12 protein-coding genes and 1 riboswitch are annotated in these 14,570 nt (G+C 55.6%); of the genes, 9 read left to right on the top strand and 3 right to left on the bottom strand.

Annotated features, from left to right (window positions below; translation table 11 throughout):
* The first annotated feature begins 169 nt into the window (after window positions 1-169).
* Window positions 170-1,903 (top strand): diflavin flavoprotein, encoded by a 1,734-nt coding sequence (locus tag HNI00_RS11720; protein ID WP_316786348.1) that lies wholly within the window; start codon window positions 170-172, stop codon window positions 1,901-1,903.
* Window positions 1,904-2,108: 205 nt separating this feature from the next.
* On the opposite strand, the gene HNI00_RS11715 is transcribed toward HNI00_RS11720, so the two are convergent.
* From HNI00_RS11715 to HNI00_RS11705, 3 genes are all read right to left on the bottom strand, one after another.
* Window positions 2,109-3,128, bottom strand: a complete 1,020-nt coding sequence (locus HNI00_RS11715) for a hypothetical protein (RefSeq protein WP_316786346.1) — start codon at window positions 3,126-3,128, stop codon at window positions 2,109-2,111.
* A 2-nt stretch (window positions 3,129-3,130) separates the two neighbouring features.
* The gene (locus tag HNI00_RS11710) at window positions 3,131-3,703 is read right to left on the bottom strand and encodes a DnaJ domain-containing protein (RefSeq protein ID WP_297080787.1); all 573 of its coding nucleotides are present in this window, start codon (window positions 3,701-3,703) and stop codon (window positions 3,131-3,133) included.
* Between the two features lie 295 nt (window positions 3,704-3,998).
* Window positions 3,999-5,270: a GTP cyclohydrolase II gene (locus HNI00_RS11705; RefSeq protein WP_172356073.1), complete on the bottom strand. Its 1,272-nt coding sequence runs from the start codon at window positions 5,268-5,270 to the stop codon at window positions 3,999-4,001.
* A gap of 484 nt (window positions 5,271-5,754) precedes the next feature.
* Here HNI00_RS11705 and upp point away from each other — a divergent pair, with 484 nt between their 5' ends.
* From upp to HNI00_RS11665, 8 genes are all read left to right on the top strand, one after another.
* On the top strand, window positions 5,755-6,333 hold the full coding sequence (upp, locus tag HNI00_RS11700) for a uracil phosphoribosyltransferase (RefSeq protein ID WP_255548927.1): 579 nt from the start codon (window positions 5,755-5,757) through the stop codon (window positions 6,331-6,333).
* 280 nt (window positions 6,334-6,613) lie between these two features.
* Window positions 6,614-7,405, top strand: a complete 792-nt coding sequence (locus tag HNI00_RS11695) for a hypothetical protein (protein ID WP_316786340.1) — start codon at window positions 6,614-6,616, stop codon at window positions 7,403-7,405.
* 288 nt (window positions 7,406-7,693) lie between these two features.
* Window positions 7,694-8,164: a hypothetical protein gene (locus HNI00_RS11690; RefSeq protein WP_316786338.1), complete on the top strand. Its 471-nt coding sequence runs from the start codon at window positions 7,694-7,696 to the stop codon at window positions 8,162-8,164.
* A 22-nt stretch (window positions 8,165-8,186) separates the two neighbouring features.
* On the top strand, window positions 8,187-8,798 hold the full coding sequence (locus HNI00_RS11685) for a 2'-5' RNA ligase family protein (RefSeq protein WP_316786336.1): 612 nt from the start codon (window positions 8,187-8,189) through the stop codon (window positions 8,796-8,798).
* A gap of 80 nt (window positions 8,799-8,878) precedes the next feature.
* A riboswitch (Glutamine riboswitch) is annotated at window positions 8,879-8,980 on the top strand.
* Between the two features lie 34 nt (window positions 8,981-9,014).
* Entirely contained in the window at window positions 9,015-9,422 is a 408-nt protein-coding gene (gene gifA, locus HNI00_RS11680) for a glutamine synthetase inactivation factor IF7A (RefSeq protein ID WP_316786334.1), read from the top strand.
* 442 nt (window positions 9,423-9,864) lie between these two features.
* Window positions 9,865-12,822 carry an SUMF1/EgtB/PvdO family nonheme iron enzyme gene (locus HNI00_RS11675; protein ID WP_316786332.1) on the top strand — a complete coding sequence of 986 codons (2,958 nt, stop codon included), beginning with the start codon at window positions 9,865-9,867 and terminating at the stop codon, window positions 12,820-12,822.
* Window positions 12,823-12,979: 157 nt separating this feature from the next.
* A complete protein-coding gene (gene avd / locus HNI00_RS11670; protein WP_316786330.1) occupies window positions 12,980-13,345 on the top strand; it encodes a diversity-generating retroelement protein Avd in 366 nt (121 codons plus the stop codon).
* Between the two features lie 73 nt (window positions 13,346-13,418).
* On the top strand, window positions 13,419-14,477 hold the full coding sequence (locus HNI00_RS11665; RefSeq protein WP_316786328.1) for an RNA-directed DNA polymerase: 1,059 nt from the start codon (window positions 13,419-13,421) through the stop codon (window positions 14,475-14,477).
* Window positions 14,478-14,570: the final 93 nt, after the last annotated feature.

Here is a 14,570-nt window from a genome sequence, read left to right as displayed (position 1 = left end):
GCTTATCACGTTTCTGAAGTTAGTTAGGTACGCGGGCAGTGATAGGCTATTTGCTCTTTTGAGGCAGCGCGTACCTTTCTCCGCAGAGGAATGCTGTAGCCCCAGCGCAATCTTCTTCTTTTAACCCTTTTTCACTTGTCCCCAACCCTTGCCACACTAAGGATTTCCTATGGCTGAGCTAAGACCCAAAGACGTGCAAGTGGCGGAAGTCGGTGCAAATACTCTAGTGCTGCGATCGCGCACCTTTGACCGACTCAAGTTTGAGGTGGAATACGCCCGCCAAAAGGGAACCACTGCCAACGCCTACCTGATCCAGGCAGACCAGATTGCCCTTATCGACCCGCCCGGAGCCTCCTTCAGCGGGCTGTTTATCGAAGAGCTGGCGCACCATGTCTACCTCCAGCGGATCAACTATGTCATTCTCAGCCACGTTAACCCCAATCGGCTGTCTACGCTGAAGAACTTGCTCAACCCCGAAGTAGCAGCACAGATTACCTTTGTCTGCACCCGTGCCGCAGAGGTGGTGCTGCGGGAGTCGTTTCCAGAGCAGGCGCTGCGGATTTTGGTGGCAAACGCCGAAGATACGATTGACCTGGGACAGGGGCACTGCCTGCACTTTATCCCCACGCCCACGCCGCGCCACCCCGATGCGCTCTGCACCTACGACCCTGTGACTCGAATCCTGTATAGCGACAAGCTGTTTGGGGCGCATGTGTGCGATGACGCGCTGTACGACGAACACTGGCGATCGCTCACCGATGACCGCCGCTACTATTTTGACTGCATCCACGCGGCCCAGTCTAAGCAGGTCGAAGCCGCCCTCGATCGCCTGGCCGAAGTCACTCAGTCGGCGCTGATTCTGGCTCCGGGGCACGGGCCGTTGGTGCGCTACAGCGCTAGCCGTCTGGTGTTTGACTATCGCTATTGGTGCGAACAGCAGGATCAGCAGGACTTCAGCGTGGCGCTGCTGTATGCCTCCGCCTATGGCAACACGGCCACAATGGCAGCGGCGATCGCCCGTGGGCTGACCCAGGCCGGCGTGACGGTGGCCTCGATCAACTGCGAATTTGCCGACCCAGACGAAATCACAGCGGCGATCGCCAAAACCGACGGCTTCATCATCGGTTCCCCCACGCTGGCGGGCCATCCCCCCAGCCAAATTCAGACCGCCCTGGGCATCGTTCTGTCTACTGCGCCAAAGACCCAACTGGCGGGCGTGTTTGGCTCCTTTGGCTGGAGCGGCGAAGCAGTAGACTTGCTGGAGAGCAAGCTGCAAGATGCGGGCTATACGCTGGGCTTTGAGACGCTGCGGGTGAAGTTTTCACCCACCGAGGAGGTCTTGCAGCAGTGCGAAGCCGCCGGGGCCGAATTTGCCCAAATCCTCAAAAAGACGCGAAAAACTCGCACCCTGCGCCAGCCTGCGGTGGATGCCCGCAGCGATCGCACAGAACAAGCCGTCGGCCGCGTCACGGGTTCCCTCTGCGTCCTCACCGCAAAGCAGGGCAGCGCCGATATCGGGGTTCTCACCTCCTGGGTGTCGCAGGCGACCTTCAATCCGCCGGGTCTGACCATTGCGCTTGCCAAAGACCAGGCCGAGGCGCTGCTGCCCGAAACGGGCGACGGCTTCGTGCTAAATATCCTCAAGGAAGGCCGCAACCTGCGCCGCCATTTCCAAAAGCCAATGCAGCCCGGAGAAGACCGCTTTGCGGCCGTGGCTCATCACCCCGCCAGCAACGGCTGTTTGGTGCTGGACGAGGCGATCGCCTTTTTGGAATGCCAGGTGCAAAACCGGATGGAGTGCGGCGATCACTGGCTGATCTACGCCAGCGTAGACAACGGCAAAGTGCTAGAAACCGTGGGAGTGACCGCTGTCCAGCACCGCAAATCTGGAACCTATTATTAAGCCGCGCTTTATTAATCCGCGCTCATCCCTCCAACGCCCACCGCTCATCAAACACCCCCCAAAACGCACTCCCGACATGATTTGCCGCAAACGCAGTGCGTATCCATGCCGCAGCAGGTATTGCGCTGAAACAGGCTAGAAAATAACCAAAAGCGATCGCTCTTTAGCAGCAAGGGCGATCGCTCAGGGCAAGCCTGTCTAGAAGCTAACTGACTCGGCTTAGGGGCAGATAGAGAACGTGATTATTTCTCTTACCTACAGGTTCCTGCTGTCCCAGTTTGCGCTTTTGTCCCTCTAGCCAAATGATGACGTTACTGTTCTCCGGATAATATTGCTGAACAAATTTAATAAAGTCATCGGGCGTACAAGGTTTACCCGTTCCACTCATGAACTCTCGGTGAAATCTAGTGTGAACCTCTTCGGAGATCGTGATTAGATTATCCAAACTATCTGCCAAGTGAGGATATGCACTGGAAGAATAGAGGTGATGGGCTGCCAAATTAAATCTGTGGTACTGGTTCGGTTTTTGACCCGTGACAAGACAAGTCTTTTTATCCCGCTTTTTGGCATCTTCCTTGCACTTGGAAATCCGCTTTTCACGAGATTCAATCAACTTAATAATGTCTGAGACTTGAGGACTGATTTCTTCACCGACATCCCGACATTCGTCCCGACGATTTTTAAGCGTAAGTTCAGTTGAGAATGCCAGAGAAAGTCGATAAATGCCTTCCAGAGAGTAGAAAATTCCGCCCTCGTCAATAAATTCCTGGTAGTGCTGTCCTTTGATTAGCGGGCGATCGCTCTTTTGGGTACACTCAGCCATCCGGCGAAGCGTCTGGATATTTGTCCCAAAAATTGCTACGGCATCTGCTTGGCTCACCCAATACTGATCGCTCCGCCGCATCAGCGAAGCACAGTTATCCAAAATCTTCTTACGGACGAAGCTCTTACGAATCTTTGCTCTGGTGTGCAAAAACCACTCTTTAAGAGAATCCCAAAAACTCAGTTTCTTCGTAGCTTCAAGATATCGAGCTAGAGTATACGCTCCCGACTGAGTATATTCTCTGGCTCCATTACTCGAAACCACTCGATAATCTTTCCCTTCTTCCAATTCCCACTCATCATCAGGAATGGCATCAAAGAACTTCTCAATTTCGATTAGCTCCTGGGAAGAGATCTTGAGAAGCTTTAGTAAGTCTTCTGCTCTGATGTAGGTTTTTGCCATGTTTAGAACTTCTCGGTCAAACTCTTGTAGAACACGGTCAATCGGTCAAAAATTTCTGCATTTCCTGTTTCGGAATTGTCTGGGTGGTAGATCTTGCTGAGATCCCGATAGGCGGCTTTGACATCCTCAGTAGAGTTGACTTTAGGATCAAGCCCAAACGCTTTCCACGGCATATCGTATTTGAAAATATTGATGCCGTTGACACAGCCATAGCCCGATTCGTTTTCTTCTCCGGGCAAAATGCCAATTAGCTTCCGATAAAGCTGCTCCCAGTCATCCTTCTTGCTAAGGCTGACGTTGCCCATGCTGCTAGTTGCAAGCTGAAATGCACCAGACTTTTTGAGTTCCTTGGTGTCTTTTACGCCGAAGTGATCGTAGATTGCTTGCTTGACTTGTGTAACAGTTAGCTTCTTGACCTTGGGCGGCTTCGGCTTTGCAGCAGACTTCGATTTTGCAGACTCTTTTGTAAGCACAAAGAGCGCAAATTCTCGCAGAATTGAATCGCTGTAGCCATGCTCGGAAGATAACCGCTGAATCTCGGACTCGATCCGGGCTGTAATTTTGTTACTGCTCATACGAGCTTCCTCTTCTAGATGCGCGATCGCCGTTATGAAGCGCTATATCTTTATATTTCCCCATCAAACATGAAGCCTAACAGGAGAAATTTGTGTTTTTTCTGTGATTTTGGCGATTAAATTGGCAAGTTTTTCAAAACCTGGGGGCGTAGTCCTCAATCGCCTGCGTACAAATACCAAAAGCGGGCTGTTTGGGGTTGTTGATAAAACACCACCCCTCAGCCCGCGATCGCCCGTCGTTCAGTTGTTCCCCGTCGTTCAGTTGTTCTAAGCTTCTTGAAGCCTTACCAAAATCCTAATAATCCCGTCCCTTCACCTGCGCCAGCGCATCGGTCGTCAGCACGCCGTTTTCGGAATAGTAGCCCGATGCTTTTTTGGCTTCGATTTCTACCTGCGCGTCGGCAGGAATCAGGTCTGGCGGGATTGGGATTCGCTGCACGACCTCGATGCCCGCGTGAGTAATCGCGTTGTATTTCATATTGCTCATCGACACCAGCCGATCGATCTTGCTCACGCCCAGCCAGTGCAGCACGTCGGGCATGAGTTCCTGAAAGCGCATATCCTGCACCCCCGCCACGCACTCCGTCCGCAGGAAATAGGCATCAGCGCGATCGCCCCCCTCCTGGCGCTTGCGAGCATTGTAGACCAGGAACTTGGTCACTTCGCCCAGGGCCCGACCTTCCTTGCGGCAATAAACAATAATGCCCGCGCCGCCCTCCTGCGCCGTCTGGATGCAAACCTCGATGCCATGCACCAGATAGGGGCGACAGGTGCAAATATCAGAGCCAAACACATCGGAGCCGTTGCATTCGTCATGCACCCGCACGGCCAGCGGCTTGGCTGGGTCGCCAATGGTCGTTTCGTCACCGACGATATAAACCGTCGTGCCGCCGATGGGTGGCAAAAACACCTGCAAATCGGGGCGCGTCACCAGTTCGGGAAACATGCCGCCCGTCTGCTGAAACAAAATGCGGCGCAGTTCCCATTCTTCTACGTCTAGCCGTTTGGCAATCCCCGGCAGATACCATACCGGGTCGATGGCGGCCTTCGTCACCACCAAATTGCCGTCTTCTTTGAGGATCTTGCCGTCTACCCGCAGGCGGCCGCTGGCGATTTCGTCGCGCAGTTCGGGAATGAAGATGTGCGCCTTGGTGATGGCGATAGTGGGACGAATGTCGTAATCGCTGGGGAAATGGGGCGCAAAAATCTCGCTGGCGATCGCCCCCCACGGATCAAGCGAGACAATCTTTTCGGGATCTTTCCAACTGGCGTAGGGGCCAATCGCCGAAACCGGAGCGGTATTGGTCAAATCTGCCCGATGCTCTGGGTCAAGCACCCCACTGGCCACGGCCAGCGCCCGATAGACGCTGTAGGAGCCGCCGTGCGTCCCAATCACATTGCGCTGGGCTGTGCTGCGAACCGAGCCGATGATGGGGCCGCGCTCGACCGGGTTGGCTGCGCCCCAGAGAATCGGCGTAGTCTTGGCTCCCAGGCGATTGCGATGAGACGTGAGAATAATATGTTTGGGCTTGGCTTTGGATTGTGCGTCTGATTGTGCGTCTGTCATAGCGAAAAGACACCCTGAGAATGATTCACAAACTCTAGCAAGTTCTTTAGCCCGTTTTCAGATCGACAACGTTGAGGCTGGCTAATAGGACTGGCGAAGACTGGCTGATCAGACTCGCCCACAAGACTTGCCCACAAGACTCGCCCATAAAACTTGCCAATAAGACTTGCCGAATTGTGTGACCAAATTGTGTAAAGCGAGATTGTAGCATTTGATTTCTCAGCCGTTAATGCCCCAGCAAAAAAACCCGGCTGGGGAATTGCAAATTTAAGGCAAGACGGGAGCAAGAAGGGCGATCGCCCATCGATGAGATGCACTAAAATCGGGCCATGAGAAATTCAGGCTGCACTGCAAAAACGAGCATCTGGTAAAAGGTCTGGTAAACACCGTGTCCGAGCAACCCCCATCTCAATCCTCATCGATTGTCTTTCCGGCCGAAGTTAACGTCATCAAGCACCCGCTGGTGCAACACAAGCTGACCCTGATGCGTCAGGCAGAAACCCACACGCAAGACTTTCGGCGACTGCTCAAGGAAATTTCCATGCTGCTGGCCTACGAAGTCACCCGCGACCTGCCTGTGAAGTATGAAAAAATCCGCACCCCCCTGGCCGAGATGGATGCGCCCGTGCTGGCCGCCGACAAAAACATGGTAATTGTCTCGATCATGCGGGCGGGGCAGGGCTTGCTAGACGGCATGTTGGAGCTAATTCCCACCGCAAAGGTCGGGCATATCGGGCTATATCGCGAGCCAACCACGCTGACGGTGGTGGAATATTACCTGAAGCTGCCCAACGACACCGAACACCGCGACATGCTCGTTGTAGACCCGATGCTAGCTACGGGCAACTCGGCCGTCGCTGCCGTCGATCGCCTCAAGGAAGCCAATCCGCTGTCGATCAAGTTTGTCTGCCTGCTGGCGGCTCCAGAAGGCATCCAGTGTTTTCATGAGCAGCATCCAGATGTGCCCATCTACACGGCTGCGGTGGATGAGCGACTGGACGAGCATGGCTACATTGTTCCTGGCGTGGGCGATGCGGGCGATCGCCTCTATGGCACGAAGTAAGGGAACAAGGATTCCGAAGCCAAAGATAAGGCTCGAAAAGGTATTCCAGCAAAGCTGACCGACCTTCTTGCTGGCCCAACTTGCTGTTCTAGATACCGTTCTGGATATCAATCCGCACCAACAGCGAAACGGGTGAAATCGCTAAACGGGTGAAATCGCTGAAAGCCTCATAGATACTCGGGCCAGCAATCCAGAACCGCCAATCCAAACTCCAAACTCCAAGATCCAAAATCGATTCCCCTTTATCAAGACCCCATTTAATGCCGATTAATGCCGATTAATGCCGACTTCTGATTCGCAAACTGCTGGCGTATCGGGCGATGCTTCGACGCAGACCAAGGGCGATCGCCCCGCCCAGGCGGCCTGGGTCTCGCCCCTGGTCTGGCTGGTGTGGCTGGCCTACGTCGGCTATGTGCTGCTGAGCAACCTGCCGCCGGGGCCGTCGCTGCTCCATACGTCGCCCGCCACCCTGCAAGAGGCGATCGCCCTCAGTTTGAATTTTGGGCTGGTGCTGCCTGCGCTCTTTCCCGCCGTAGCTCCGGTGCTACATCCTGGGCTAGAGGCGCTGTTTAACCTGACGGTGGGCTGGGGGCTGCTGCTGTGGGGCTTTGCCATCGATGGGCGGGGGCAGCGGCTGCCGATTTTACCCTTTCTCCTGGGCACAGCATTTTTGACGAACGTATTTTATCTGCCCTGGCTGGCGCTGCGACGACCGAATCCGGAGCCGCCGACCCCGCCGCTAAGCCGCCTAGAGCAAATAACCGAAAGCCGAGCTTGGCCGCTGGTGCTGGGGGCGATCGCCCTTGCGTCGGCTGTCTGGGCAGTGGCGGCCCGCCCTGAGTTTGGCGACGGGCCAACCCGCTGGGCCAGCCTGATGGAGATTTTGCAGGGCGATCGCCTCGCCTATTCTTTCCTGATCGACCTGCTCGTATTTTGGTTATTTCAAGGATGGCTGGTGTCCGATGACATGGCTCGTCGCCAGTGGGTCAACCCAGCAATTGGCTGGATCGCCCGTCTGGTGCCGTTTGTAGGGCTGGTGGTGTATATGGTGCGTCGCCCGTCTTTTGAGTAGGCCGCTTAATCTGATAGGGTTGTCAAAAGTCTGGCAAAAAAAGCTGGTGAAAGAGTCTGGCAAAAAAGTCTGGGAAAAATCTGACAAAGCGAAAATCCTTTGCGCCAGCGTCATCAAAACGTCATCAAAGCATTACATTAAGCGGCGTTTGCATTATGCAAACATTACATAGGTTCATGGTGCAACAGGCAATTCTACGGTCGTTCCCCGGTGATTCCGTTTCTAGATTGGGAATGATGAGAGTGTGATGCTTTCTGGATGTGGTCTTTTCGCTTGAGGTGAGTCGGTGTGAACAACCCTGTTGCCAATCCGCCTGTTGCACAGCCGTTTGTACATCCTGTCGTGCATCTCCAAGCCCCGTCGATGCTGGTCAGCAGCTCCCTCATGGAAGAGACCCAACGCCAAGCCTCCAGTAGTCAATACACCGATGACTTGATCGGGGCTGCTATTTTTGATCTGAGCGGATTGCCAAAGGAATACTTCACCACGGCCGAAAGCAGCGATGTCAGTTGGGTGCAAACAATCTTTCAGGCGCTGGGGTTGCAGTCTCTACTGATGTCTTCGCTGAAGCTAGATGGGTTTCGTCATGCGGTGATTCATGGTGCAGACTATCGGGCAGTGGTGGTGCGGCAAAAGAATCGCTACACCGCCCTGCTGACTCGACAAACTTCTGAAGCCCTGCCGGAGTCATTTATCCAGTGGGCGCAGGAGTTTGAACCCACAATCTTGCGATCGCACCCCCGGTTCAGCGCCATGTAGTGCCCCCTGTTTTTCCCCCAACATGGTTGATACAACCGCCCGCTTTTTCATTGCCCTGGTTCCCCCCCCTGCCATTCAAGACTATGCCAATGGCGTAATTCAGGAATTGGGCGATCGCTTTCAGACCCACACGGCCAAAGCCCCGCCCCACGTCACGCTTCAGCCACCGTTTGAGTGGTCGCCGGCCCGCGCCGATCGCCTCACCGAAGAACTCGCCGCCTTTGCCCAGCGACAGAGCAGCGTTCCTGTGCATCTGCTGGGGTTTGGCCAGTTTTCGCCCCGCGTGCTGTATATCCACGTCGAAAGGACTCCGGCCCTGCTGGCGCTTCAGGCTGCCCTAGCGGAGCATTTAGAGCAAACCCTCGGCATCGTCGATCCCAAGGCAAAGCGGCGGCGGTTTACGCCCCACATCACGGTCGCCTCGCGCAACATCACCCCCTACACGTTTCAGCAAGCCTGGGCCCTGCTGAAGGAACGCCCGCTGGATCTGAGATTTTCGGGCGATCGCCTCACGCTCTTGAAACACGACGGACATGAATGGCAGATTTACCAGGAGTTTGCGCTGCTGACTCCTGCCCGCCCGTCCACAGAACCGGGCGGGGTCATCGGCGTGGGCGATCGCCCAATCGGGTGATTTCTAGAAAACTCACCCAAATCAAGCCAGGAACCCTTGACAGATAAATTCAAAACAGTAACAATAGATACAGAAAAGAAATCGTTCATCTCTTTCCGCTGTCAGCTTCAATCAGCCTAATCGCTCGAAGTCTGATGGCTCAGAAGAGACGGAAGTAGGGAGCAATCCCGAAGGAACGCGCCTCACCCTTACCCTTCAAAAAGAGAGGCGAATCCTATGAAACTCACCTATCGTGGCGTAACCTACAACTACGATCCCCAACCCCTGAACCTGAACAACAGCCATCCAACCACTACTGAACTGAAGTTCCGGGGCAACGAATATCAGACCAATCAGCCCGTTGCAACTGGCGCAGGGGCAACTGACGCTGTGGCGACCGTTCCTGCTACCGCTGCACCCGTAGCCCAGCCCGCAGCCCCCGTTACTATCGAAGAGAGAGCGCGGGAGCTGATGATGAATCACCACAAACTGGTGAAGCGCCGCCAGCAAGCGATGCTGACCCGTTTGGCGGCCAACGTCGGGCTAGATGCCGGAACCACCAGCCAATACTGGGGACACATTCAAGGCAAGGTGCAGCCCGGTTTCTGGGACAGCTACGACCGCAGCCACGCCAGCATTAGCTAGGGTCATAGCGGGTTCTCATCTGCTTCCCATCTCCGCTCCACCAGTTTCCCGAACATTTCCTAAAAGTTAGCTGGTTGCAGGCACTCCCATCGGGGGGTGCCTTTTCTGGTTGCAGGCACTCCCATCAGGGGGTGCCTTTTCTGGTTGCTTTTCTTGTTGCAATATGGAGCAACAGAATGTGCCACTCTTGCTCCCCTTCTCCCCGCTTGGGAGAAGGGGGTTGGGGGATGAGGGCAAACGTAGAATAGATCGACCGAGACAGCCTGTTCAGGTCGTCCGCTTTCCCCTCGTGCGATCGGGTGAAGGAGGTTCTACCCCGCTTCACAAGAGAATTTCCTAAAGATTTTCCCTGAATCTGGAAAAAGGGCGTTGAAATAGACACTAAGATGCAGCCAGGTGTGCATCTGTATTGGCAGCATCGATTCTCAAGCGAAACCTATCCATGCCCTCTTTGCAGTCGCCCCTCCTCAGCTTTATCGCCGCTCTGGTTTTGTCTACGACCGTAGAATCCCCATCAGTTGCTCAATCCAGCGCCAGCCCCGCGCCGACCGCAGCCACCGCCGAACCCGCCCATCCCATCGCCGAACTCTGGCAACAGCACCAGGTGTCGATCAGCATCGGCACGCTGCTTTTGCTGAGCTATTTGGGCGTGCTGGGGTTCCGACCGCTGCTCTTGCTCAGGCTGCCCTCCAGCGATCTGTCCATCCCCTACACAAGCTGGAAAATTCCGCTGGGCATCGTGCGGTTTCTGAAATATCGCAACCGCGTCCTGGATGCCTGGGTGAACCAGCACTGGAAAACGGCTCAAAAGTCATTCTTAGACCTGCCAACTGTCAGCCAGCGGGCAATCCACATTCCTCTGCCCGTCTATCTCGACAACAAGCCCATCGAAACGCTCACCGGAGAAGCGCTCAGACCCACCTTTTCCAAAAACACAGCGGTCTTGCTGATTACCGAAGAAGGCGGCGCAGGCAAAACCAGCCTCGCCTGCCAGATCGCCCTCTGGGGATTAAACCAACAACTGTGCCAGCATCGCCTGCTGCCCGTGCTGGTGGAAACCGAGCTAGATGACAAACAAACACTCTTTGAAGTCATCCGCGGCCAGATCAACGCCCTCACCGATCAACGAGATCCCATTGCGCCAGAGCTTTTGGAGAATTTGCTGCGGCGACGGCGGGTGCTGGTCATTGTGGATCACCTTTCTGAAATGGGCGAGGAGACTCGCAAACAAATCACGCCACAGCTAGCCGATTTTCCCGCCAGGGCGCTGGTCGTCACCTCTCGCCTGCTGGAGCCGCTCGGCAACCTGCCCAAAACCATTCTGAAACCACTGCGGATCGAGGGCAGCAGCCTGTCTCGCTTTATGGATGCCTATCTAGAAGCCCGCAACAAGCGAGGTTTGTTTGAAGACGAAGACTATTTCAACGGCTGCCGTCGCCTGTCGCAGATGGTGGGGCAGCGCAATATCACCGTGCTGCTGGCCCGGCTCTATGCCGACCAGATGATCGAGCAGCAAGAAGGCGTGGGGGGCATTCTGCCGTCCTCCGTGCCCGAACTGATGCTGAGCTATCTCAACCAGCTCAACCGCAGCATCGAAGAAGCCAACCGCCGAGATAATCTCGCTGTGCAGCAAGATGCTCAACGTATCGCCTGGGAATGCCTAAAACAGACCTATCGCCCCACCACTGCGGCTAAGCCAGATATTGAAAAAGCTTTGAGCAAAAACGGCGCAAACGACATCCCAGCGCGGCTGGCCTATTTGGAAACCCGGCTGCGGCTTGTGCAAACGCTGGAGCCAGGAGACAAGCTCCGCATTGTGCTAGACCCGCTGGCAGAATATTTGGCAGCGCTGCACTGGGTCGATCAGTGTCGAGAAAATCCAGCAGAATCCTGGACAGAGTTTTTAGACTCGATTGACCCCGTGCTAGAGCAGGGCAACGACTCTCCCACCGCGATTCAAGGCTTTTTGCTGGCAGTACGCGACTGCTGCCAGGTGAAAAAAAAGGAAGCCCAAGTTCCAGAAGACATTCCAGATTTGCTGGCCCGCAAAGCCGGCCTCGACCCCGCCGAGTTGCAAAAAATTGAGGAAAAACGCCGCATCAGCCTTCTAATTTCTGACCTATCCGACCCAGACGAAGAATATCGCATCCGCGCCGCAAAAGACCTGGGCAAGCGTGGACTTGCCGCCGCCAAAGCCGTGCCTAATCTGCTGGGCATGGCCAAAAACCCCAACCAAACCCTAGAAGCCCGCCAGGAAGCGCTGAAATCGCTGGGCAGCTTGGGAGCCTGTAGCGACAGCCTAAAAGCCGACCTCGCTCCCCAACTGATCGCCCTCCTGCAAGCCGACCATGACCCCAAGCAGCCCGACGAACTGGCCGTGCGGCGGGGCGCAGCCGAAGCGCTGGGCGCAATGAAAGCCGGGCAAGCCGAACTCCAGACCATTCTGAACGACGACCAACAGCCGCTGACCCTGCGCCAGGGAGCCGCCCGCGCCTTGGGGCTAATTGGCGCACCCAGCGGACAGCCCGTGCCCATGCTGATCGCGCAACTGCGAGACGGGCAGGTCAGCACGCAGGTCAAGCCCATTCCGGTCTATCAAGAAGCCCTGCCACTAGAGCAGATCCTCAACTTGGTGAAAATTCCTGGCGGAGAGTTTCTCATGGGGTCGCCGCCAGAGGAAGAAGGGCGCGATTACTATCAATACAACCTTCCAGAAACAGCAGGGCTGGACGTAGAGCAGCAGCACCGAGTCACGGTGCCAGGTTTCTTCATGAGCCAGTTTCCCATCACCCAGGCGCAGTGGCGGGCGGTGGCCACAGCCCTGCCCCCGGTGAATCGAGAGCTTGACCCAGACCCGTCCAACGTTAGCTTTAAGGGCGGCGATCGCCCCGTCGAAACAATCTCCTGGTACGACGCGATCGAGTTTTGCGATCGCCTCTCTCAGCGCACCAGCAAGACCTACCGCCTGCCCAGCGAAGCCGAATGGGAATATGCCTGCCGCGCCGGAACCAGCAGCCCCTTCCACATTGGCGACACCTTACACTCTGACCTGGCCAACTACAGAGCCACCGAAATCTACGGCAACGGCACAGCCGGAATCTATCGTCAAAAAACTACCGAAGTCGGCAGCTTTGGGGTCAATGGTTTTGGCTTGGGCGATATGCACGGCAATGTTTACGAATGGTGCCTCGATCATTGGCACCCCACCTACGAGCGATCGCCCACCGATGGCAGTGCTTGGGTCACAGAAGGTGACGATCGCTACAGGCTGGTGCGGGGCGGTTCCTGGTACGACTATCCAGCCTTCTGCCGCTCTGCCAGCCGCTTCCGTGCCTCGCCGCACTACCGCTACAACGACTTCGGGTTTCGGGTGGTCTGTGTTTTCCCCTGGACTCAGTAGCCCTTTATACTTTAGCTCTTTTGCCCTTTGCTCTTTTTTCTTTTCCCCTGCGCGAAGCGCATTAAAAAATTTTTTTAAATTCAGGTTTCTCATCCCAAACCCTTACTATCTATCCATAGTGGCTCCAGCACCTTTCACCCCCTACAGAAAGTGTCCCATGAGTAAACCCACCCCGCCCGACCTGCCCATCATCCAAAAAACCTACGACCTCGTTAAGTGGTACGTCCCTGTCTTAAACCGACTTCCCCGCGACCATCGCTTCACCCTCGGCGAACGCATCATCAACGGGCTATACGACCTGCTAGAAGGCTTAATCCTGGCCCGCTATAGCCAAAACAAGCTCGAAATCCTGGAAAAACTCAACACCCGCCTCGATCTGCTGCGCCACCAAACCCGCCTCCTGCTCGACTTCAGCCTCCTGGAAACCAAGCGCTACGAATACGTCGGCAAACTGATGCACGACATCGGCACAGAGCTAGGCGGCTGGATTCGTCAACAGCGCCAGCGCCCCGCCAAAGCCTAGAGCAGGGATTAGGGGTTGGGGGTTAGGGGTTAGGACTGCAAGTTAGCCGAGTCCAACACCGGAGGACGAAACCATGAAACGCTACGGCAATCTCTGGTCAGACGTGACAGACTTCTCAAACCTTCTGGCCGCCGCCCACCAGGCAGAAAAGGGCAAGCGATTTCGAGAAAACATCCTGCGCTTCAACTACAACCTGGAATCCGAACTGATTCGCCTTCAGCAAGAACTCCTCACCCAAACCTATTGCCCCGGCGAATACAAAACCTTCCAGGTCAAACAGCCCAAACCCCGCCTCATCTCCGCCGCGCCCTACCGCGACCGCGTGGTACATCATGCCCTCTGCAACGTCATTCAACCCATCTTCGAGCGCACCTTCATCCACGATTCCTACGCCAACCGGGCGGGCTATGGCAGCCATCGAGGGCTACAGCGCTTTACCCGCTTCGCCCGCTCCAGCCGCTATGTCCTCCAGTGCGACATCCGCAAATACTTTCCCAGCATCGATCACGCCATCCTCAAAACCATCCTGCGGCGCAAAATCAAGTGCCCCGACACACTCTGGCTAATCGACACCATCATCGACCACAGCAACGACCAAGAACCCGTAATCGACTACTTTCCCGGCGACGACCTGCTCACCCCGCTTCAGAGGCGGCGGGGCCTGCCCATCGGCAACCTCACCAGCCAGTTCTTCGCCAATCTCTATCTCAACGGGTTCGACCATTTTGTAAAGGAAACCCTCAGAGCCAAGAAATACGTGCGCTATGTCGATGACTTTGCCCTGTTCTCCGATGATCGCGTCTTCCTAGCCGATGCTCGCCTCGCCATCGAGTCCCAACTAGAAACCCTGCGGCTCAAAATTCACCCCATCAAAAGCCAACTCTTTGCCACCGCCATCGGCCCCACCTTCCTGGGCTTTCGCGTCTTGCCAGACCATATCCGCGTCAAGGCTGCCAGCCTCCGCCGCGCCCGCGTCCGCCTCCGCCATTACCAAACTCTCTACGCCACCAAGCGGCTTTCCTTCGAGCAGCTCACGCAATCTATCCAAAGCTGGGGCGCACACCTCAAACACGCCGATACCTGGCGGCTCCGGCAAGATATCTTTGAGCAGCTAGTATTCACAACTTCATAACCGCTACAGAGTAGCCAGAATAGGGCTTTAAGAATTGCAATAGCCCGCAAGCAGAGGACGGGCTTTCGTTTTATCCTAATCCTGGGGCGAGTC

The organism is Thermoleptolyngbya oregonensis NK1-22 (genome assembly GCF_032705245.1).
Lineage (GTDB): Bacteria > Cyanobacteriota > Cyanobacteriia > Elainellales > Elainellaceae > Thermoleptolyngbya > Thermoleptolyngbya sichuanensis.
Note: the sequence above shows the minus strand (reverse complement) of the source record. Positions and strands in the feature narration are given on the sequence as shown.